We start from the raw sequence: 20274 nt of genomic DNA on the forward strand, positions 1-20274 counted from the left end.
TGACCGCATGAACAGTCCCACTCCCCCCACCATGCGGCGCTTCATGCACAGCCACAGCGACGTTTGCATCGTCGGCAATGGCGCCATCGCGAAAACCACGGCGCTGGCGTTTGCCCAGGCAGGACAAAGCGTCACCCTGTTATCCCCCGTGAGTCCTCCGGCACCCACCGCCAAGCCGGTCGAAGCCAGCTGGGATGTGCGCGTGTATGCGCTCAATCACACGGCGCACCAGTTGCTGTCGTTGCTGAAGGTATGGGGCGCCCTGGAGGCCGACAGGGTGGCGCCCGTCGACGCCATGCTGGTCAACGGCGACGGCGCGCAGGCGGGCGGACTCGGTTTCGACGCCTACGGCGCGCATGTGGGCGCACTGGCGTGGATCATCGAAGACCGCAACCTGGGCCAGGCGCTGGACGCCGCCCTGAAATTCGCGCCGAACGTCAGCGTGCTGCAGGGCCGCGCCAGCCGCCTGGAATGGACGGATGACTCGGCCATCGTGCACCTCGACGGCGGCGACACCATCACCTGCGCGCTGGTGGTGGGCGCCGACGGCGCCCAGTCGTGGGTGCGGGGCCAGTGCGACATCGGCCTCGATTACCGCTCCTACGGCCAACGGGGCGTGGTCAGCAACTTCGCCTGCGAAAAGCCGCACCATGGCGCGGCCCACCAGTGGTTTACGGGCAGCGAAGGCATCGTCGCGCTGCTGCCGCTGCCGGGCGAGCGCGTCTCGCTGGTCTGGTCGGCGCCCGATGCGCTGGCCGATACCCTGATGTCCGAACCGGCCGACGCCCTGGCCGCGCGCCTGGCCGCGTACTGCCACGACAAGCTGGGCAAGCTGACGCCCTTGCAGCCGGAACTGGTGCGCGCGTTTCCCCTGACCCTGATGCGCCCGCACGCCATGGTGGCGCCGCGCGTGGCTTTGGTCGGCGACGCCGCCCACGTGGTCCATCCGATGGCCGGCCACGGCATGAACCTGGGCTTTGCCGACGTGGCGCAGCTGGTCAAGACGATCGGCGAACGCGAAGCGCACCGCGGCATCGGCGACGAACGCGTGCTGGCCCGCTATGCGCGCGCGCGCAAGGAAGACGTGCTGCTGATGCAGCTGGCCACCGATGGTCTGGCGCGGTTATTTGGCGCCGATCTGGAGCCGTTGCGCGTGGTTCGCAATTTGGGATTAAACTTGCTGGATAAATTACCGGCCCTGAAGCGAAAAATGATCTCGCACGCATTGGGACATCCGTAAATATCAGCGTATCTTAAGATATCGCCGGATAATGGCAGCAGTGAAAATTCAAGGTCGCCGCAGCTGGTCTGCGGCGATCGTTTTGTTAAAAGATCGCCGCCGGACCAGAGTCCAGTCCCGCCAGGCGTGTCAAGTGGAGAAGTGATAGTGATCAAAATGAGCAGAATCGCATTGGTACTGGCCTCGGGCCTGATGATGTCGTGCGCCGGCGCGGAAACGCCGACGGAAGCGAGCATCAAGAAGCTGATCGAGCCGCGTCTGGGCGAAGGCGCCAAGGTGGACTCGGTCAAGGAAACCCCGTACGGCGGCCTGTATGAAGTGCGCACGGGCGGCGACATCCTGTACACGGACAAGAATGCGCAGTACCTGTTCGTCGGCCACGTCTTCGACGCCAAGACTTCGCAAGACCTGACCAAGGTGCGTCTGGACGAAGTCAACCGCATCAAGTTCTCCGACCTGCCGCTCGATTCGGCCATGAAAACCGTCAAGGGCAATGGCAAGCGCGTGATCGCCGTGTTCGAAGATCCGAACTGCGGCTACTGCAAGCGCTTCCGCCAGAACGCGCTGAAGGAGATCGACAACGTCACCGTCTACACCTTCATGTACAACATCCTGTCGCCGGACTCCATCGTCAAGTCGCGCAATGTGTGGTGCGCGCCGGACCGCAACAAGGCCTGGGATGACTGGATGTTGAACGGCAAGGCGCCAGCCACGGTCGCCGCCAATTGCGCCAATCCGCATGAAAAAATCCTCGCCCTGGGCCAGCAGCTGCGCGTCTCGGGCACGCCAGCCATCTTCTTTGCCGACGGCAGCCGCATTCCAGGCGCGGTCGATGCGAAAACGCTGGAACAGAAATTCTCGACCATTAAGTAATCCGGGCTGTCGCCAGGAAGGCTGGACGGCGCGCCCTCGCAAGGCGCGCTTTTTTTTGCGTTTTTTTCCGCTGTCGTATCATCAAGTGTTGTTCGTAGACGCCATAACAATCCAAAAAAGGGGAAGCAGCAGATGATTACCTTGAATATCAACGGACGCGACACGCAGGTCGACGCCGATCCTTCCACGCCCATCCTGTGGGCGCTGCGCGATAACCTGAACATGACGGGCACCAAGTTCGGTTGCGGCGCGGCCCTGTGCGGCGCCTGCACGGTGCACCTCGATGGCCAGCCGATCCGCTCGTGCATCACGCCGATTTCCTCGGTGGGCGCGCAAAAGATCACCACCATCGAAGCGATGGAAAACGACCAGGTGGGCAAGGCCGTGCAGGCGGCATGGGTGCGCCACGACGTGCCGCAATGCGGCTACTGTCAGAGCGGCCAGGTGATGAGCGCGACGGCGCTGCTGCGCACCAACAAGTCGCCCAGCGATGCCGACATCGACGGCGCCATGAGCGGCAACATCTGCCGCTGCGGCACCTATCAACGGATCCGCGCAGCCATCAAGGACGCGGCCAAGACCCTGGCCTGAGGAGAGCGACATGCGTATCGAATGGTTGAATCAGGAAGCATTGCAGCACGGTGGCGTGACCCTGGGCGCGGCGCTGGCATCGGCTCCGGTGGCCGATGGCGTCTCGCGGCGCGGTTTCATGAAGGCAGGCGCGGCGGCGGGCGGCGGATTGATGCTGGGCTTTTTCCTGCCCGGCGCGGGCAAGCTGGTGCAGGCGGCCGATGCCGCCCCCGCCAAGCCCGTGTATGCGCCGAACGCCTTCCTGCACATCGCCCCCGATAACACGGTGACGGTGCAGGTGAACCGGCTGGAATTCGGCCAGGGCGTGCAAACGAGCTTGCCCATGCTGATCGCCGAGGAACTCGACGCCGACTGGAGCCTGGTGCACGGCGCGCTGGCGCCGGCCGGCGAGCAGTACAAGGATGCCGCCTACGGCATGCAGATGACGGGCGGCTCCGGCAGCATCGCCCATTCGTTTACGCAGTACCGCGAAATCGGCGCCAAGGCGCGCGCCATGCTGGTGGGCGCCGCCGCCGCGCAGTGGAAAGTCAATCCCGACCAGATACGGGCCGCCAAGGGCGTGCTGTATGGTCCCGGCGGACAAAAGGCGACGTATGGCGAGTTTGCCGACGCGGCCATGCGCCAGAGCGTGCCCGCCACCGTCAAGCTGAAGGACCCGCGCGAATTTTCCATCATCGGCAAGCCCGTGAAACGCCTGGACGCGGCCGCCAAGTCCACGGGAAAACAGCAGTTCGGCATCGACTTCAAACCGCCCGGCGCGAAGGTGGCCATGGTGGCGCGCCCGCCCGTGTTTGGCGCGAAGGTGGCGAAATTCGACGCCAGCAAGGCGAAAGCCATCAAGGGCGTGCTGGAAGTATTGGAAGTGACGACGGACCGTGGCGGCAGCGGCGTGGCCGTCATCGCCGACGGTTACTGGCCCGCCAAGCAGGGGCGCGATGCGCTGGTGATCGAGTGGGACAGCAGCGCCGTGGAAAAGGTCAGCAGCGACAAGCAACTGGCCGCCTTCAAGGCGCTGGCGAAAACGCCGGGCACGGTGGCGCGCGCATTCGATGTCGCCGCACTGGCCAAGGCGCCGAAAAAGATCGAAGCCGTCTATGAATTTCCCTACCTGGCGCACGCGCCGATGGAACCGCTCAACTGCGTCGTCGACCTGCAGGCCGACAAATGCACGATGTGGGTCGGCTCGCAATTCCAGACGGGCGACCAGGCGGCCATCGCGGCTACTTCCGGCCTGAAACCGGAGCAGGTGACCCTGCACACGATGATGGCGGGCGGCGGCTTCGGCCGACGCGCCGTGCCCTCGTCCGACTACGTGGTCGAAGCCGTCAACGTCGCCAAGGCATACCGGGCTGCGGGCAAGAGCGGTCCGTTAAAGCTGATGTGGAGCCGCGAGGATGACATCAAGGGCGGCTACTACCGGCCTTCGCATGTGCACCGCGCGCAGATCGGCCTCGACGCCAAGGGCAAGATCCTCGCCTGGGACCACACCATCGTGGGCCAGTCCATCATGGCCGGCACGCCGTTCGAAGCCTTCATGGTGAAAAATGGCGTCGACGGCACCATGGTCGAAGGCATGGGCGAGCCGTATACCCTGCCGATGAAACTGTCCGTGCACACGGCCAAGGCCAACGTGCCCGTGCTGTGGTGGCGCTCCGTCGGCTCGACGCATACGGCCTTTGTTATGGAAACGCTGATCGACGAAGCGGCGCACGTGGCGAAGATGGACCCCGTCGCCTACCGCAGGCAGCTGATCGATGCCAAGCACACGCGCCACCTCGCCGCGCTGGACCTGGCCGTGGCCAAGTCCGGCTACGGCAGGAAGAAGCTGCCGAAAGGGCAGGCCTGGGGCGTGGCCATGCACGAGTCGTTCAACTCCGTGGTCGCCTACGTGGTGACGGCCTCCGTGGTCGAAGGCGCGCCCAAGCTGCACCAGGTATGGGCGGGCGTGCATTGCAACCTGGCCGTCAACCCCTTGACGATCGAGGCGCAAGTACAGGGCGCCGCGCTGATGGCGCTGGGCATGACCATCCCCGGCGCGGCCATCACGCTCAAGGATGGCGTGGTGGAGCAGCAGAACTTCGGCGACTACCCGGTGCCGCGCATGCCCGACATGCCGGTGATCGAGGTGCACCTGGTGCCGTCGGGCGACGCGCCGACGGGCATGGGCGAGCCGGGCGTGCCGCCGCTGGCGCCCGCATTCGCCAATGCGCTGTTCGCCCTGACGGGCAAGCGCCTGCGCAAGCTGCCGTTCGACCTGGCGGCGGCATGACGGCAGCGGTTTTTTGAGCACGGTCGGCATCTTGCTGGCAGCCGGAAGGGGACGCAGGTTCGACCCTTCCGGCGTACAGAACAAATTATTGCAGCCGCTGGCCGAAGGCCCGCATGCGGGCTTGCCCGTGGTAGTGGCGGCGGCCAGGAACATGCTGGCGGCCCTGCCGCGCGTGCTGGCCGTGGTGCGTGCCGACGATACGCAGGTGGCGCGCGTGCTCGGCGCGCTAGGCTGCGAGGTGCGCGTCTGCGATGACGCCGACACGGGCATGGCCGCCTCGCTCACCTGCGCCATCGATCACGTGCGGGGCGCGCCGGGCTGGCTGATCGCGCTGGGCGACATGCCTTTCGTGGAAGCGGCTACAATCGCCGCCTTGTCGCACGCCATCGGCGATGGCGCGCGCATCGCCGTGCCCGTGTTCCAGGGACGGCGCGGCAATCCTGTCGCGTTCAGTACCTTTCACTTGCCGCTGCTGCTGGCGCTCGATGGCGACCAGGGCGCGCGCAGCATCGTCAACAGCCATGCCGTATGCGAAGTGACAGTGGACGACGGCGGCATCTTGCGCGATATTGATACACCTGACGATTTGTCGCCGGTGCCTGGCGCGCCCGGGCGATTGTAGAACATCCATGCCAGACACGAGGAAAACATGAAGAAAGCACCGATTCAAAAAATCACCGCCAAGGCGGGAGCCAAGGCAAGCGGCAAAGCCACAAGCAAAGCCGCGGCGAAAACCGCAGTGAAAACCGCAGTGAAAACCACGCCGGCCGCCGGCATCATCTACAGCATCGCCGCAGCCGACCTGGCCGGCCACATGTTCAAGGTGACGTTGACCGTCAAGTCGCCGGCCGCCATCGGCCAGGTGTTTGCCTTGCCGGCCTGGATCCCGGGCAGCTACATGATCCGCGAATTTTCGCGCAATATCGTCAGCATCCGCGCCGAGTCCGAGGGCAAAGCCGTGGCGCTGGCCAAATTGGACAAGCACTCGTGGCAAGCCGCCCCGTGCAAGGGCCCGTTGACGGTCGAATACGACGTCTATGCCTGGGACCTTTCCGTGCGCGCCGCCCACCTGGACCAGAATCACGGCTTCTTCAACGGCACCAGCGTATTCCTGCGCGTGCTGGGCCAGGAATCCGACGCCCATGAAGTGCACATCGTGCAGCCCAAGGATGCGGCCTGCAAGACCTGGCGAGTCGCCACCACCCTGCCGGAACTGAAGGCCAAGCGCTATGGCTTCGGCAGCTACCAGGCAGCCAACTACGATGAGCTGATCGACCACCCGGTGGAAATGGGCGACTTCGCGCTGGCCACCTTCACCGCATATGGCGTGCCGCACGATATCGTCGTCACGGGCAAGGTGCCTAACCTGGACTTGCCGCGTTTGTGCCGCGACCTGAAAGCCATCTGCGAAACGCAGATCGCCTTCTTCGAGCCGAAGACGAAGAAAGCGCCGATGGACCGCTATGTATTCATGACCATGGCCGTCGGCGACGGTTACGGCGGCCTCGAACACCGCGCCTCGACGGCGCTGATCTGCGCGCGCGCCGACCTGCCGACGACGGCGTCGACCAGCACCGAGATCGGCGACGGCTACCTGAAATTCCTGGGCCTGTGCAGCCACGAGTACTTCCACACCTGGAACGTCAAGCGCATCAAGCCGGCAGCCTTTGCGCCGTACAACCTGCAGGCGGAAAGCTATTCGCCGCTGCTGTGGCTGTTCGAAGGCTTCACCAGCTATTACGACGATCTGATGCTGGTGCGCGCTGGCCTGATCGACGAGGCGGCCTATTTCAAATTGCTGGGCAAGACCGTCAACAGCGTCTTGCGCGGCAGCGGCCGTACCAAGCAAAGCGTGGCCGATTCCAGCTTCGACGCCTGGGGCAAGTACTATCGCCAGGATGAAAACGCGCCGAACGCCATCGTCAGCTACTACACCAAGGGTTCGCTGATCGCGCTGGCCTTCGACCTGACGCTGCGCACCAAGACGAATGGCGCAAAGTCGCTGGACGACGTGATGCAGGCGCTGTGGCAGCGCTATGGCCGCGATTTCTACAAGGGTAAAGCGCGCGGCGTGACGCCGGCCGAAGTCGAAGCCCTGTTCGACGAGGTCTCCGGCACGCGCATGAAGCCGTTCTTCGAGCGCTACATCCGCGGCACGGACGACGTGCCGCTGGCGCGTCTGCTGGCGCCGTTCGGCGTGAAATACAGCGACGCGCGCAAGGCGGAAAAGGCCAGCCTGGACGTCAACCTGGGCCGCGACGGCACCGACGCCAAACTGGCGCAGGTGCACCAGGGCGGCGCCGCCCACGTGGCTGGCCTGTCGGCGGGCGACGTGCTGGTGGCCGTCGATGGCTTGCGCGTGACGGGCAACCCGGCGAACCTGGACACCTTGCTGGGCCGTTACACCGTCGGCGCCAAGGTGGCCATTCACGCCTTCCGCCGCGACGAGCTGATGACATTCACCGCCGTGCTGCAGGGCGACCGCGTGCCGGGCGTCAGCTTGACCCTGCTGCCGGCCCCAAATAAAGCCACGGGGCCGAAGCGTCCTAGCGCGGCATGATGCTGTTTATCGTGCAGTAAGACAGAAAACCGGCCGTCACTGGCCGGTTTTCTATTTCAAGCAGCAATTTCTCACTGCAACTCATCCGCCGACACTGGCGCTTGCCCTCAAAATTTACTGCAAATGAACTAATTTTTCTTTAACTAAACTAAAATTGCCAAATTGATTCTTTTAGATCACGCTCAACGTGCAAACCCTCGATCCTCGAACGATTATGCTGATGACGACCCTGATGTGCGGGGCGATGAGCATCGTCATGTTCTCGGTGTATCGCAGTTTCCGGCGCGAGGTGCATGGCCTGGGGCATTGGGCGGCCGGTTTGCTGCTGCTGGTGTGCGCGTCCCTGCTGTTCGGCACCCGCGAGGTGCTGCCGCCGGCATTGTCCACGATCGCGGCCAACGCGGCGCTGGTGGCCGGCATCGGCCTGTCGATGCTGGGCACGGAGAAATTCTTTGGCCTGGCGCCCAGTCGCCGCGCCTATCTGCTGATACTTGCCCTGGCCATTGCCGGCAATAGCTGGTGGCTGCTGGCGCACCCCGACTTCTCGGCGCGTGTGGCGGTCTTCTCCCTGCTGGTCTTCCTGTTTTATGCGCGCCAGGTGCAACTGGTGTGGCGCCACGGCGAGCGCCATTTCTCGAGTTTTTTCTTTGCCGCGCTGATGCTGATGCAAGCCGTCGTGGTGCTGGCGCGCGGCGTGTCGGCCTTGCTGCATGGCGGCGCCAGCGTGAACCTGGCGGTGGCCGGCACGCCGGCCGGCATCTATCTGGCGGTCGCCAATTTCATGGCGCTGCTGCTGACGGTGGGCTTCATGACGGTGGCGACGCGGCGCCTGCAGCAGATACTGGAGCGCCGCTCGACCCATGATCCGCTCACGCAGGTGCTGAACCGGCGCGGCTTCGGCGACGCCTATGCGCGCGAAATCGGCAATCTGCGGCGCCGCCGCCTGCCGCTGACACTGCTCAGCATCGACCTCGATTACTTCAAATTGATCAATGACCGCCACGGTCATGCGGTGGGCGACCAGGTGCTGGCGCATGTGGCTACCGTCATTGGCGGCGCCTTGCGCGAATCGGATTGCGTGGCGCGTTTCGGCGGCGAGGAGTTCGTCGTGCTGATGCCGGACATGCCGGCGCATAACGCGCTGGGCGTGGCCGAACGCATCCGTGCCTTGCTGCGCGAGCCCAGTCATGCGGGGCTGCCATCGTGTACGGTCAGCATCGGCGTCGCTTGCCAGGCATCGGTGGTGGAAGGGCTGGAACAGCTGTTGTCGCGCGCCGATGCGGCCCTGTATCTGGCCAAGGAGCGGGGACGCGACCGCATCGAACTCGATGCTTGCGTGTTTACTGAGGACCGGACAGGGTCCGCAGCTGGAAGCGGTACTGCTCGTTGAAGAGGAAGGTTTCGGAGAAATCGAAAGTCTTGGCGTGGCGGCGCATCAGGTGTGCGGCTGGAGGAAAGAGGACCTGCACGCGCCGCACGGCGGCCAGCGCCGCGGCCGATGCGTCGCTGTCGCGCGAACGGTGCACGTGCACGCTTTTCAGCTCGCCGTCCGGGCCCACGCTCAGGTCGAGCACGACGATGGCCGGCAGCATGGGCGGCAGGCGTCCGCTGAACGTATATTCTGCGTTGGCCGCCATGATCTGTTGCGCCACCAGCGACTTGTAGGCGTCGATGCTGGCGGCAAGCTGTAGCGCGGCCGGCGTACGAGGGACAGTGCGCTCCGCTGTCGGGGGCGCAGTCTGGCAAGCCGACAGCAGGACGGCGGCGGCAAGGATGGCGATCGCGTGTCTCATGACTGCCAGCCTACCATGGTTTAACTGAACAGGCGTTCCAGTTCCACGCCGGGGTCGGGTGCGCGCATGAACGCTTCGCCCACGAGGAAGCTGTGGATGTGCGCATCGCGCATGCGCTGCACGTCGGCCGTGCTGTGGATGCCCGATTCCGTGATGATCAATTTGTCCTGCGGGATGCGCGGCAGCAGGCCGAGTGTCGTTTCCAGCGACGTCTCGAACGTGCGCAGGTTGCGGTTGTTGATGCCGATCAGTGCGCTCTTGAGTTTCAATGCCGCCGTCAGTTCGTCGCCGTCGTGGCTTTCGATCAGCACACCCATGCCCAGTTCGTGGGCGCACGCTTCCATCTCCGCCATCAGGCCATGGTCGAGCGCCGCGACGATCAGCAGGATGCAGTCGGCGCCCATGGCGCGCGCTTCATAGATCTGGTACATGTCGACCATGAAATCCTTGCGCAGCACGGGAATGGCGCAGGCGGCGCGCGCCTGCTGCAGATAATCCACAGATCCCTGGAAGAACTGTTCGTCCGTCAGCACGGACAGGCAGGCCGCGCCATGCGCCGCATAGCTGGCGGCGATGTCTGCCGGACGGAAGTCGGCGCGGATCACGCCTTTCGACGGTGACGCCTTTTTGACTTCGGCGATGATGCCGGGCTTGCCGTCGGCGATGTGCTGGCGCAGGCTTGCTTCAAAGCCGCGCAGGCCGGCGCGCAGGGCGCCGTCGCTTTCCACGTCGCCGCGCAGGCTGGCCAGGCTGCGGCGGGCTTTGGCCTTGGCCACTTCATCGGCTTTCACGGCCAGGATTTTATCGAGTATGTCGGACATGATGGTCGCTATTCTATAAAGGAGGGCGGAGGGCTTACGCTTGCGCCGGGGTGCCCAGTTGCTGCGTCACCTGCACGAATTGATCGAGTTTCGCCAGCGCGGCGCCCGAGCTGACGGCGGCGCGCGCGCGCGCCAGGCCGTCTTCGATCGAGCTGGCCACGCCGGCCGCGTACAGCGCCGTGCCCGCATTCAGGGCGACGATGTCGGCGGCGGCACCAGGCTCGCCGCGCAGCGCTTCCATCATCTTCGCCTTCGATTCGATGGAATCGGCCACCTTCAGGTTGCGGCTGGCGATCATCGACATGCCGAAGTCTTCGGGATGGATTTCATATTCGCGGATTTCGCCGTTGATCAATTCGCCCACCATGGTGGCCGCGCCCAGCGAGACTTCATCCATATTGTCGCGGCCATACACGACGATCGCATGCTGCGCGCCCAGGCGCTGCAGCACGCGCACCTGGATGCCGACCAGGTCGGCGTGGAACACGCCCATCAGGATATTCGGCGCGCCGGCCGGATTCGTCAGCGGCCCGAGGATATTGAAGATCGTGCGCACGCCGAGTTCCTTGCGCACGGGCGCCGCATGCTTCATGGCCGCATGGTGGTTCGGCGCGTACATGAAGCCGATGCCCGTCTGCGCGATCGACTGGGCGATCTGCTCGGGCTGCAGGTTGATGTTGACGCCCAAGGAATCGAGCACGTCGGCGCTGCCGGACGAGGACGACACGCTGCGCCCGCCATGCTTGGCTACGCGCGCGCCCGCCGCCGCCGCCACGAACATCGAGGCGGTGGAAATATTGAACGTGTGCGCGCCGTCGCCGCCCGTGCCGACGATGTCGAGCAGGTTGGTGGTGTCGGCCATGGGCACCTTGGTGGAAAACTCGCGCATCACTTGCGCGGCGGCGGCGATTTCGCCGATGGTTTCCTTTTTCACGCGTAAACCCATGGTGAGGGCCGCGATCATGGTGGGGGACATTTCGCCGGACATGATCTGGCGGAACAGGTACAGCATTTCGTCGTGAAAGATCTCGCGGTGTTCGATGCAGCGCAGCAGGGCTTCTTGTGGGGTGATCGGCATGATGCTTCCTTCTTCAATGATGGCGCAGGAGGACACTGATGGCACGTCGGGGCGTGCGCATGGGATCAGCGCTCGAGGAAATTCTTCAGCAGGGCGTGGCCGTGTTCCGAGAGGATCGATTCGGGGTGGAACTGCACCCCCTCGATATCGTATTCCCGGTGGCGCACGCCCATGATTTCGCCGTCGTCCGTCCACGCCGTCACTTCCAGGCAGGAAGGCAGCGAGGCGCGTTCGATCGCCAAAGAGTGGTAGCGGATCACTGTGAAGGGGCTGGGCATGCCTTTGAAAACGCCCACGCCCGTATGCGCGATGAGGGAAGTCTTGCCGTGCATGACTTGCTTGGCGCGGATGACCTTGCCGCCAAACGCATCGCCGATGGCCTGGTGGCCCAGGCACACGCCCAGTATCGGCTTCTTGCCGGCGAAGTGCTTGAGCACTTCCACCGAAATGCCCGCCTGTGCCGGTGCTTTCGGGCCGGGCGAGATGCAGATGCGGTCCGGATTCAGCGCCTCGATCTGTGCGATCGTGATTTCATCGTTGCGGTAGACCCGCACGTCTTCGCCCAATTCGCCGAAATACTGCACGATGTTGTAGGTGAAGGAGTCGTAGTTGTCGATCATTAGCAGCATCTTAAAACCCTCCATCCAGGCCATCTTGCACTTGTTCGGCGGCGCGCAGCACGGCGCGCGCCTTGTTTTCGGTTTCCTGCCATTCCATTTCAGGAATGGAGTCGGCCACGATACCGGCCGCGGCCTGCACGTACAGCATGCCGTCCTTGACCACGCCCGTGCGGATGGCGATCGCCACATCCATTTCGCCGCCAAACGACAGGTAGCCGCAGGCGCCGCCATAGATGCCGCGCTTGGTGATTTCCAGTTCGTCGATCACTTCCATGGCGCGCACTTTCGGCGCGCCCGTCAGGGTGCCGGCGGGGAAGGTCGCGCGCAGCACGTCCAGGTTCGACAGGCCCTCCTTGAGGGTGCCTTCCACGTTCGAGACGATGTGCTGCACATGCGAATACTTTTCGATGACCATGCGGTCAGTCACTTGCACGCTGCCCGTTTCCGCGATGCGGCCGATGTCGTTGCGCGCCAGGTCGATCAGCATCACGTGCTCGGCGATCTCTTTCGGATCGGCCAGCAGTTCGGCCGACAGCTCGGCGTCGCGCTCGGGCGTGGCGCCGCGCGGACGCGTGCCGGCAATCGGACGCAAGGTGACTTTCTTGCCGCCATCGGCCGTCGTTTCGTTGCGCACCAAAATCTCGGGCGAGGCGCCGATGATCTGCATGTCGCCGAAATTATAGAAGTACATATACGGCGATGGATTGAGCGAACGCAAGGAGCGGTACAGGGTCAGCGGCGAATCGACATATGGCTTGCGGATGCGCTGGCCGATCTGCACCTGCATCAGGTCGCCCGCCATCACGTATTCATGCGCCTTGGCGACCGCCTTCAGGTAATCTTCCTTGGAAAAATCGCGGATGGTTTCCGTGCGCACGGAAGCGCTGGTGACGGGCGCATCGACACCGCGGCGCAGCATCATGCGCAAGTCCTTCAGGCGCTGCTGTGCTTTCGAAAACGATTCGGGCTGCGTCGTGTCGGCGTAGACGATCAGGTACAGCTTGCCGGACAGGTTGTCGATGACGGCCAGTTCTTCCGTCACCATCAGCTGGATGTCGGGCAGCTTCAAGTCATCTTTCGGCGCGCCGCCGGCCAGCTTTTTCTCGATGTGGCGCACGGTGTCGTAGCCGAAGTAGCCGGCCAGGCCGCCGCAGAAGCGCGGCATGCCGGGGCGCAGGGCGACCTTGAAGCGCGACTGGAACTGTTCGATGAAGTCGAGCGGATTGCCTTCGTGTTCCTCGATCACGGTGCCGTTCTTGACGATTTCAGTGCGTTTGCCGTAGCTGCGCAGCACGGTCGTGGCGGGCAAGCCGATGAAGGAGTAGCGGCCGAAGCGTTCGCCGCCGACGACGGATTCGAGCAGGAAGGTGTTCTTGCCACCGTGTTGGGCCTGTGCCAGTTTCAGGTACAGGGTGAGCGGGGTTTCCAGGTCGGCGAACGCTTCCGCGATCAGGGGGATGCGGTTGTAGCTTTGCTGGGCCAGCGATTTGAATTCGAGTTCGGTCATGTGTTTCTCCATGCCGCCAGGGTGCGAGTGTGCATAGTGCACAAACCCTGCGGTGGGTTATCAAAAAACCTGCCGGTACATGGAACTTGCGCAAGAGGCGCAAAGGACGCGTGTGCAGCCGGCAGCAATCGTAACGGCTCGGCCCTTAGGCCTGCCAGGATTGCCAGCGTCGCCAAAGCCAGGCCTCAATCGAGCCGGTTTGGGTGACATTGTGTTTTTTGATGAGAAACGTGTTCACGATATAGTGTTGGGTTTGGTCAGTATGCCGGTTAATTTTGCATGCTAATAAAACGTGCTGCTTCGAGCAGTGTCTTTACTATACCATCGGAATCGGTATCGTGTATAGAGTGTCCGTGATTGTAGCCATACGGTACGGTCAATACGGGGCAAGCCGCAGCCCTGGCCGCTTGCGCGTCATTCGAGGAGTCGCCGATGGCCACCACTCTGGCGGGCGGCAGGTCGAAGTCCGCACATACTTGCAGCAGCGGCATGGGATGCGGTTTTTTCTTCGGCAGCGAATCGCCGCCGTAGACGATCTCGAAGTAGCCATCGAGTTTTTTCTGCCGCAGCAGGGGCAGGGCGAAGGCGATCGGCTTGTTGGTGACGCAGGCCAGGCGCAAGCCCGCCGCCTTCATGGCCGCCAGCCCTGCTTCCACGTCCGGATACAGGGTGCTGAACTGGCCATTGATGGCCAGGTAGTGGCGCTGATAGCCTTCCATCGCCTGCTCGAAACGCTGTTCCACGCCGGCCGCATCGAAGTCGAGCGCCAGCACGGTGCGGATCAGGTTTTCCGAGCCTTTGCCCACCATTAGCTTGATGGCCTCGGCGCTGATGGGTGCCAGCTCCAGTTCGGCGCGCATGCCATTGATGGCGACATGAAAATCGGGCACGGTGTCGAGCATCGTGCCATCGAGGTCGATGATGGCGGCGCGCACGCCGGCCAGTACGTGGTCTTTCACCGTGCCCGCTTGCATCAGGCGCCCGCCACTTTGGCCAATTCCGCGCGCATGGCGTCGATGACGGCCTTGTAGTCCGGCTTGCCGAAGATGGCCGAGCCGGCGACGAAGGTGTCGGCGCCTGCGGCGGCGGCGGCGGCGATGTTGTCGATCTTGATGCCGCCATCGACTTCCAGCATGATGTCACGGCCCGATTCGTCGATCATGCGGCGCGCTTCGGCGATTTTCTTCAACGCTTGCGGGATGAAGGACTGGCCGCCGAAGCCCGGGTTGACCGACATGATGAGGATGATGTCGATCTTGTCCATCACGTGTTCCAGGTAGTGCAGCGGCGTGCCCGGGTTGAACACCAGGCCCGATTTGCAGCCGTTGTCGCGGATCAGCTGCAAGGAACGGTCGACGTGATCCGACGCTTCCGGGTGAAAGGTGATGATGTTCGCGCCAGCCTTGGCGAAATCCGGGATAATGCGATCGACAGGCTTGACCATCAGATGCACGTCGATCGGTACTTGCACGTGCGGGCGGATCGCTTCGCACACCAGCGGGCCGATGGTCAGGTTCGGCACATAATGGTTATCCATCACGTCGAAGTGGATGATGTCGGCGCCGGCGGTAACGACGTTGCGCACCTCCTCGCCCAGGCGGGCAAAGTCGGCGGACAGGATGCTGGGAGCGATACGGAATGTTGTCATGGTGGCTAAAGGCTAAGAGTAGAAAATGCGGAGATGCGCTATTTTACGCTTGACGCCGGTACCATGCTTCATTGAAGGACAGTGAAACACAGAATACGCATCGCGCGATGGCCAATGCGTCGCGCGCGACACACAATACGACTGGCAATGTCTGAATAGGAATGACGATGGCGACTTATGAATTTACGGTAACGGTCAAGACGCAATACCTGCCCGAGCAATCGGCACCGGACCAGGGGCGGCACGTGTTCAGCTACACGATCCGCGTCGTCAACACGGGCACGGCCGGCGCGCAACTGATTTCGCGCCACTGGGTCATCACGGATGCGAACAACAAGGTGGAAGAGGTGCGGGGCCTGGGCGCCGTCGGCCACCAGCCGTTGCTGCAGCCGGGCGAGCAGTTCGAGTACACGAGCGGCACCATGCTGGGCACGCCGCAAGGCTCGATGCATGGCGAATACTTCTGCGTGGCCGAAGACGGCCATCAGTTCGAAGCGCCGATTCCCGAGTTCGTGCTGTCGGTGCCGCGCACCTTGCATTGATGCGTCGCCGGGGGCTCGCGCCCCCTTATTTCAGTTTCTCGGTGCCGTCCTGTTCTTCGCCGAGCTGCTTGCGTGCCGGTGGCGCGGGTTTTTTACCCGAATACATGGTCCACCAGACTATAAATGCCAGCAAGAAGAACGCCACCAGCGCCTCTATCATCAAGATCCACATACGTACTCCTATGTTATTTACCCGCAGCTTAGTATTTACCCGCCGTCTGTTGACACGCGGTAGTCTACCCGTTTCCATCGGCGCCGTCGCGCTTGCGCTTTCCGCCTGTACCACGCCGCCTGCGCCGCCCGCTGCCGGCGGCAAGGCGCCACCCATCGCGCCGACCGTCGTCAGGCCGGTTCCGGCCAAGCCCGCCGATGCCAAGGATGCCAAGGACGCCATCGATGCAGCGGTAGCGCCCACCTTCGTGCCCGCCAAATTTGCCGCCTTGCCTGGCTGGGCCCGCGACGACATGCGCGCCGCCTGGCCCGCGTTCATGGCTTCGTGCGGCGTGCTGGTCAAGCGGCCGGACTGGAAGGAATCGTGCACGATCGCGCGCCAGGTGAATGCCGACAGCGACAAGGCCATCCGCCTGTTCTTCGAGACTTTCTTTGTGCCGAATCAAGTCATCACGGCCGATGGCGCCAGTACGGGCCTCGTCACCGGCTACTACGAGCCGCTGCTGCACGGTGCGCGCAAGCGCGGAGGTCCATACCAGACACCGCTGTACAAGGTGCCCGACGACCTGGTCTCGGTCGACCTGGCCGGCGTGTATCCTGAGCTGAAGAACATGCGCCTGCGGGGCAAGCTGGTCGGCAAGAAGGTGATACCGTACGCGACCCGCGCCGATATCGAGCGCGCCACATCCGTCACTGGCAAGGAATTGCTGTGGGTGGATGATGAAGTCGAGGCGTTCTTCCTGCAGGTGCAGGGTTCCGGGCGCGTGCAGCTGACCGATACGCAGGAAACCGTGCGCGTGGCGTATGCGGATCAAAACGGCCATCCCTACAAGTCGATCGGCCGCTACCTGGTCGACAAGGGCGAGCTGACCCTGAGCCAGGCGTCCGCGCAGGGCATCAAGGCGTGGATCGCCGGCCATCCCACGCGCAAGGATGAATTGTTCAACGCCAATCCCAGCTATGTCTTCTTCAAGGAAGAGCGTTTGCCCGATCCGAAGGTGGGGCCGAAGGGCGCATTGGGCGTGCCGCTGACGCCGCAGCGCTCGGTGGCCGTCGATTCGCGCTTCCTGCCGCTGGGCGCGCCCGTGTTCCTGTCCACCACGCAAGCCAATAGCGAGATTCCCATGCAGCGCCTGGTCATGGCGCAGGATACGGGCGGCGCCATTCGCGGGCCGATCCGGGTCGATTATTTCTTTGGCTTTGGCGCGGAAGCGGCCGAGAATGCGGGCCGCATGAAGCAGAGCGGCGCCGTGTGGGTGTTGCTGCCGAAGCAGGCGCCGGCCCGCTGATTTTTTCGCGGCGCCGGGCTGGGATTGTGCTAGTGCAAGGTTAGCGCAGGACCATGACAGGCAAGTGCGTATGCGCCAGCACTTTTTGCGTTTCGCTGCCCACGAACAGTTTGTTCAAGCCCTTGCGGCCATGCGAGGCCATCAGGATGATGTCGCAATGGTAGGTTTGCGCCGCATTGACGATTTCGTCATGCGGGCTCGGTGACACGGCCACCACGCCTTCGAAGGGCACGCCGGCGGCGCGCGCCGCTGCGCCGATCTTGTCGATGGCGCGTTGCGAGGCTTCCTGCATCTGCTGTTCATACAGGCTGGCGTCGAGCACGATGCCGCCGTCGGCCATCGGCGAGAACGGGAAGGGTTGCACCACGCTGATGGCGACCAGCTTGGCCTTGTTCAATTGGGCGAAGGCGAGAGCAGTCTCGGCAGCTTTGTCGGACAACGGCGAGCCGTCGGTGGGAAATAAGATGGTGTTAAACATGGCGTGCTCCTCAAGTGATGTAATACAGCTTATGGATTTACATCAATTAAAACCTTGATGTAAATCAAACCTCACAGGCTTTGGCATGAATAGTGTCGCCAAGGCAATCTTTCTGCAGTGTATTCCCGTTCCTCGCTTCAGGTGCGCACGCTACGCAGCGGCGTGCCCCACACCATGGCGATCGTCAACACAATGCTGCCTGCCGCGATGCAGGCCAGGCCATTGCGCACGCCAAAATGTTCTGCCACCCAGCCGGCGGCCAGCGCGCCCAGCGGCGCCGTCGCCACCGTCAGGAAGCGCATGGTCGAGGTCATGCGGCCCAGCATGGGATCGGGCGTGACCTTCTGGCGCAGGCCCAGGTAGGGAATAAAGAACAGCATCACGCCGCAATCGAAAAAGAACATCAATATGGCATAGGCAACGGCGCTGGCGGCCGCGCTGCCGAACAGCGCGGCGGGAATCGTTGGCGTCAGGACAAAGCAGAGCGAGGTCGATGCCAGGCCGATCAGGATGGTGCGGCCGGCGCCGTAGCGGCGCGTCAGCGGCTTGACGATGAAGGCGCTGAGCAAGACGCCGGCGCCGCCCAGCATCTGCGTCATGCCCAGCACGCCAGGACTCATGCCCAGGTCGCGCGTGGCGAACAGCACCGTCAAGGCCATGCTGGCGTAAAACAGGAAGTGCCAGATGCCGGCGCCCCAGGCCAGCGCGCGCAGCAGCGGTTCGCGCCAGACGAACAGCAAGCCGTCGGCGATGTCGTGCAGGGCGTGTTTGTCGGAGGGAGCAGGGCGTGGATCGCGCACGCTCATGGCGCGCAAATTGAAGACGGAAACCAGATAACCGCAGGCCGTGCACAGGATGGCGACGGGCGCCGACAGCACTTGCACCAGCACGCCGGCCAGGCCGGGGCCGATCAGGCGCGAAGCCGATTCCGTGGCGGCAAATTTCGACTGCGCGTCGATCAAACCATCGCGGCCCACGAGGAAGGTCAGAAACACCTGTTCGGCGCCGCCGCCGACGACGAAGCCCGTGCCGATGATGAATCCCACTATATATAACCATGGCATCGACAGCACGCCACACCACCAGGCGACGGCCACGCTGGCCAGTGCCAGGCCCGACATGCTTTCGCTGAACAGCATGATCGGGTGCTTGCTGCGCCGGTCCAGCAGCACGCCGACGGGCAAGCCGAACAGGGCGAACGGCAGCGCCTGCAGGGCGACCAGCACGCCCATCTGTTCCGGCGTCGCATGCAGTAACAATACCGCGCACAGGGGCAGGGCCAGCGAGGTGATCTGCGCGCCGAAGCAGTTGAGGCCGTTGCTGAACCACAGGCGGCGGAAATTGACGCTGGCGGCGCTGCCGTCGCCGCGCAGGTGGCTGGCGCAATATTGGAGGAAGGAGGAGAAAATACGCTGCTCGATGAAAGGTGATCAGGCTCACAATAATAGCAGCGCCGCTGCCGCGCCGCTGCCGTTAGCCGCTACAATCGTTGCACCGTTCATCGAGAGGAGACACTATGCAATACGAAGACCTGATCATCGATATCCAGGACAAGGTGGCGATCATCCGCCTGAACCGCCCCAAGGCCTTGAACGCCTTGAACGACAATATGATGAATGAGCTGGGCGACGCCCTGCTCAAGTTCGATGCGGATGACAATATCGGCTGTATCGTGCTCACGGGCAGCGAAAAAGCCTTTGCCGCCGGCGCCGATATCGCCGCCATGGCCGATTACACGTATCCCGATACCTTTACCCAGGGCTACATCAGCCGCAACTGGGAACATATCTTGCGCGTGCGCAAACCGGTGGTGGGTGCGGTGGCTGGCTATGCACTCGGTGGCGGCTGCGAACTGGCCATGATGTGCGATTTCCTGATCGCTGCCGACAGCGCCAAATTCGGCCAGCCGGAAATCAAGGTCGGCGTCACGCCAGGCGCGGGCGGTACGCAGCGTTTGCCGCGCGCCATCGGCAAGGCCAAGGCCATGGATCTGCTGTTGACGGCGCGCACCATCGATGCCGCCGAGGCGGAACGCATCGGCCTGGTGTCGCGCGTCGTGCCGGCCGATAAATTGCTGGAAGAAACCCTGGCCGCCGCCAAGACCATCGCCGCCATGCCGACCTCGGTCGCCATGATGATCAAGGATTGCGTCAACCGCGCTTTTGAAACCACCTTGACCGATGGCGTCGCCTACGAGCGCCGCTTGTTCCAGGCCGCCTTCGGCACGCCTGCACAAAAAGAAGGCATGCACGCTTTCCTGGAAAAGCGCTTGCCAAACTTCGACGGTCTTTGATATGATTCGCCTCCCCGATGAGACGCACTAGTTTGCGGCACAAAAGGGACGGCCTTCCGGGGCTGGGTAGTAAAAAAGAAGGTTGACGAATTAGCCGAAACGCTTCATACTCTTCCTTCTTCGCAGCTGACAAACACAACGCTTTGTCGATGGCGCGAAAGTGGCAAATAAGTAGTACCGAATACCGTTCTTTAACAATTAACAGTCGATAAGTGTGGGCATTTGATGTAAGTGCAGCAGTGATTTTCGGATCGCTGTAAAACTTAAAATATCAAATGTTCACAAGAAATAATGAAATAGGATACTTCTTCGGAAGTAGCCTGTCAGTTTTTTGAGTGAGCGACCCGTCGCAAGACGGTGCCAATAAAATGGCAAAGTAACAGAGATTAAACTGAAGAGTTTGATCCTGGCTCAGATTGAACGCTGGCGGCATGCCTTACACATGCAAGTCGAACGGCAGCACGGAGCTTGCTCTGGTGGCGAGTGGCGAACGGGTGAGTA

The 20274-nt window shown here is 63.0% G+C and carries 20 protein-coding genes and 1 rRNA gene; 11 read left to right on the plus strand and 10 right to left on the minus strand.

Annotated features, from left to right (window positions below; all coding sequences use genetic code 11):
- Positions 1-7: 7 nt before the first annotated feature.
- The 7 genes from AC0V2Y_RS16565 (at position 8) to AC0V2Y_RS16595 (ending at position 8923) form a co-directional block, all read left to right on the plus strand.
- Positions 8-1240 carry an FAD-dependent monooxygenase gene (locus AC0V2Y_RS16565; RefSeq protein ID WP_475414542.1) on the plus strand — a complete coding sequence of 411 codons (1233 nt, stop codon included), beginning with the start codon at positions 8-10 and terminating at the stop codon, positions 1238-1240.
- Between the two features lie 156 nt (positions 1241-1396).
- A complete protein-coding gene (locus AC0V2Y_RS16570; RefSeq protein WP_475414543.1) occupies positions 1397-2113 on the plus strand; it encodes a DsbC family protein in 717 nt (238 codons plus the stop codon).
- A 132-nt stretch (positions 2114-2245) separates the two neighbouring features.
- Positions 2246-2704 carry a (2Fe-2S)-binding protein gene (locus AC0V2Y_RS16575; protein WP_070292451.1) on the plus strand — a complete coding sequence of 153 codons (459 nt, stop codon included), beginning with the start codon at positions 2246-2248 and terminating at the stop codon, positions 2702-2704.
- A gap of 10 nt (positions 2705-2714) precedes the next feature.
- Positions 2715-4973: a xanthine dehydrogenase family protein molybdopterin-binding subunit gene (locus AC0V2Y_RS16580; protein ID WP_475414544.1), complete on the plus strand. Its 2259-nt coding sequence runs from the start codon at positions 2715-2717 to the stop codon at positions 4971-4973.
- A gap of 13 nt (positions 4974-4986) precedes the next feature.
- On the plus strand, positions 4987-5595 hold the full coding sequence (locus AC0V2Y_RS16585) for a nucleotidyltransferase family protein (RefSeq protein WP_475414545.1): 609 nt from the start codon (positions 4987-4989) through the stop codon (positions 5593-5595).
- Positions 5596-5622: 27 nt separating this feature from the next.
- Complete coding sequence (locus AC0V2Y_RS16590; RefSeq protein WP_475414546.1) at positions 5623-7533, plus strand: M61 family metallopeptidase; 1911 nt, start codon at positions 5623-5625, stop codon at positions 7531-7533.
- 220 nt (positions 7534-7753) lie between these two features.
- Positions 7754-8923: a GGDEF domain-containing protein gene (locus AC0V2Y_RS16595; protein ID WP_475414547.1), complete on the plus strand. Its 1170-nt coding sequence runs from the start codon at positions 7754-7756 to the stop codon at positions 8921-8923.
- Here the strand turns inward: AC0V2Y_RS16595 and AC0V2Y_RS16600 are convergent.
- The 7 genes from AC0V2Y_RS16600 to rpe all read right to left on the minus strand — a co-directional run bounded on the left by AC0V2Y_RS16600 (position 8874) and on the right by rpe (position 15000).
- Positions 8874-9326, minus strand: a complete 453-nt coding sequence (locus AC0V2Y_RS16600; protein ID WP_475414548.1) for a hypothetical protein — start codon at positions 9324-9326, stop codon at positions 8874-8876. The genes AC0V2Y_RS16595 and AC0V2Y_RS16600 overlap by 50 nt on opposite strands.
- 20 nt (positions 9327-9346) lie before the next feature.
- Positions 9347-10147: an indole-3-glycerol phosphate synthase TrpC gene (gene trpC, locus AC0V2Y_RS16605; protein ID WP_475414549.1), complete on the minus strand. Its 801-nt coding sequence runs from the start codon at positions 10145-10147 to the stop codon at positions 9347-9349.
- A 34-nt stretch (positions 10148-10181) separates the two neighbouring features.
- On the minus strand, positions 10182-11225 hold the full coding sequence (gene trpD, locus AC0V2Y_RS16610; RefSeq protein ID WP_475414550.1) for an anthranilate phosphoribosyltransferase: 1044 nt from the start codon (positions 11223-11225) through the stop codon (positions 10182-10184).
- Positions 11226-11290: 65 nt separating this feature from the next.
- Entirely contained in the window at positions 11291-11854 is a 564-nt protein-coding gene (locus AC0V2Y_RS16615) for an aminodeoxychorismate/anthranilate synthase component II (protein ID WP_475414551.1), read from the minus strand.
- A gap of 1 nt (position 11855) precedes the next feature.
- Complete coding sequence (gene trpE / locus AC0V2Y_RS16620) at positions 11856-13352, minus strand: anthranilate synthase component I (RefSeq protein WP_475414552.1); 1497 nt, start codon at positions 13350-13352, stop codon at positions 11856-11858.
- Between the two features lie 269 nt (positions 13353-13621).
- Positions 13622-14326 (minus strand): phosphoglycolate phosphatase, encoded by a 705-nt coding sequence (locus AC0V2Y_RS16625; RefSeq protein ID WP_475414553.1) that lies wholly within the window; start codon positions 14324-14326, stop codon positions 13622-13624.
- Positions 14326-15000, minus strand: a complete 675-nt coding sequence (gene rpe / locus AC0V2Y_RS16630; RefSeq protein WP_086145604.1) for a ribulose-phosphate 3-epimerase — start codon at positions 14998-15000, stop codon at positions 14326-14328. The genes AC0V2Y_RS16625 and rpe overlap by 1 nt, the downstream gene beginning before the upstream one ends.
- A 167-nt stretch (positions 15001-15167) precedes the next feature.
- On the opposite strand from rpe, the gene apaG reads away from it, so the two are divergent.
- Positions 15168-15542 carry a Co2+/Mg2+ efflux protein ApaG gene (apaG, locus tag AC0V2Y_RS16635; RefSeq protein ID WP_034753698.1) on the plus strand — a complete coding sequence of 125 codons (375 nt, stop codon included), beginning with the start codon at positions 15168-15170 and terminating at the stop codon, positions 15540-15542.
- A 25-nt stretch (positions 15543-15567) separates the two neighbouring features.
- Here apaG and AC0V2Y_RS16640 read toward each other — a convergent pair whose 3' ends face one another.
- On the minus strand, positions 15568-15714 hold the full coding sequence (locus tag AC0V2Y_RS16640) for a hypothetical protein (protein WP_162995539.1): 147 nt from the start codon (positions 15712-15714) through the stop codon (positions 15568-15570).
- 49 nt (positions 15715-15763) lie between these two features.
- On the opposite strand from AC0V2Y_RS16640, the gene mltA reads away from it, so the two are divergent.
- The gene (gene mltA, locus AC0V2Y_RS16645; RefSeq protein ID WP_475414554.1) at positions 15764-17002 is read left to right on the plus strand and encodes a murein transglycosylase A; all 1239 of its coding nucleotides are present in this window, start codon (positions 15764-15766) and stop codon (positions 17000-17002) included.
- A gap of 40 nt (positions 17003-17042) precedes the next feature.
- Here mltA and AC0V2Y_RS16650 read toward each other — a convergent pair whose 3' ends face one another.
- Both AC0V2Y_RS16650 and AC0V2Y_RS16655 read right to left on the minus strand, forming a co-directional pair.
- Positions 17043-17480, minus strand: coding sequence for a universal stress protein (locus AC0V2Y_RS16650; protein WP_070312619.1), 438 nt, complete (start codon positions 17478-17480; stop codon positions 17043-17045).
- 137 nt (positions 17481-17617) lie between these two features.
- Positions 17618-18901: an MFS transporter gene (locus AC0V2Y_RS16655; RefSeq protein ID WP_475414555.1), complete on the minus strand. Its 1284-nt coding sequence runs from the start codon at positions 18899-18901 to the stop codon at positions 17618-17620.
- Between the two features lie 95 nt (positions 18902-18996).
- Here AC0V2Y_RS16655 and AC0V2Y_RS16660 point away from each other — a divergent pair, with 95 nt between their 5' ends.
- On the plus strand, positions 18997-19773 hold the full coding sequence (locus AC0V2Y_RS16660) for an enoyl-CoA hydratase (RefSeq protein ID WP_426073152.1): 777 nt from the start codon (positions 18997-18999) through the stop codon (positions 19771-19773).
- A 388-nt stretch (positions 19774-20161) separates the two neighbouring features.
- Positions 20162-20274, plus strand: a 16S ribosomal RNA gene (locus AC0V2Y_RS16665); the annotation flags it as partial.

The sequence above is a fragment of the Janthinobacterium sp. BHSEK genome (assembly GCF_056174685.1).

Bases quoted from the DNA above. Each gene is read 5' to 3' on its own strand.
- AC0V2Y_RS16640 (WP_162995539.1), bottom strand. From the start codon at position 15,714: ATGTGGATCTTGATGATAGAGGCGCTGGTGGCGTTCTTCTTGCTGGCA.
- AC0V2Y_RS16600 (WP_475414548.1), bottom strand. From the start codon at position 9,326: ATGAGACACGCGATCGCCATCCTTGCCGCCGCCGTCCTGCTGTCGGCT.
- AC0V2Y_RS16565 (WP_475414542.1), top strand. From the start codon at position 8: ATGAACAGTCCCACTCCCCCCACCATGCGGCGCTTCATGCACAGCCAC.
- AC0V2Y_RS16650 (WP_070312619.1), bottom strand. From the start codon at position 17,480: ATGTTTAACACCATCTTATTTCCCACCGACGGCTCGCCGTTGTCCGAC.
- AC0V2Y_RS16625 (WP_475414553.1), bottom strand. From the start codon at position 14,326: ATGCAAGCGGGCACGGTGAAAGACCACGTACTGGCCGGCGTGCGCGCC.
- AC0V2Y_RS16660 (WP_426073152.1), top strand. From the start codon at position 18,997: ATGCAATACGAAGACCTGATCATCGATATCCAGGACAAGGTGGCGATC.
- AC0V2Y_RS16615 (WP_475414551.1), bottom strand. From the start codon at position 11,854: ATGCTGCTAATGATCGACAACTACGACTCCTTCACCTACAACATCGTG.
- AC0V2Y_RS16575 (WP_070292451.1), top strand. From the start codon at position 2,246: ATGATTACCTTGAATATCAACGGACGCGACACGCAGGTCGACGCCGAT.
- AC0V2Y_RS16570 (WP_475414543.1), top strand. From the start codon at position 1,397: ATGAGCAGAATCGCATTGGTACTGGCCTCGGGCCTGATGATGTCGTGC.
- AC0V2Y_RS16580 (WP_475414544.1), top strand. From the start codon at position 2,715: ATGCGTATCGAATGGTTGAATCAGGAAGCATTGCAGCACGGTGGCGTG.
- apaG (WP_034753698.1), top strand. From the start codon at position 15,168: ATGGCGACTTATGAATTTACGGTAACGGTCAAGACGCAATACCTGCCC.
- trpE (WP_475414552.1), bottom strand. From the start codon at position 13,352: ATGACCGAACTCGAATTCAAATCGCTGGCCCAGCAAAGCTACAACCGC.
- trpC (WP_475414549.1), bottom strand. From the start codon at position 10,147: ATGTCCGACATACTCGATAAAATCCTGGCCGTGAAAGCCGATGAAGTG.
- AC0V2Y_RS16590 (WP_475414546.1), top strand. From the start codon at position 5,623: ATGAAGAAAGCACCGATTCAAAAAATCACCGCCAAGGCGGGAGCCAAG.
- AC0V2Y_RS16595 (WP_475414547.1), top strand. From the start codon at position 7,754: ATGACGACCCTGATGTGCGGGGCGATGAGCATCGTCATGTTCTCGGTG.
- trpD (WP_475414550.1), bottom strand. From the start codon at position 11,225: ATGCCGATCACCCCACAAGAAGCCCTGCTGCGCTGCATCGAACACCGC.
- rpe (WP_086145604.1), bottom strand. From the start codon at position 15,000: ATGACAACATTCCGTATCGCTCCCAGCATCCTGTCCGCCGACTTTGCC.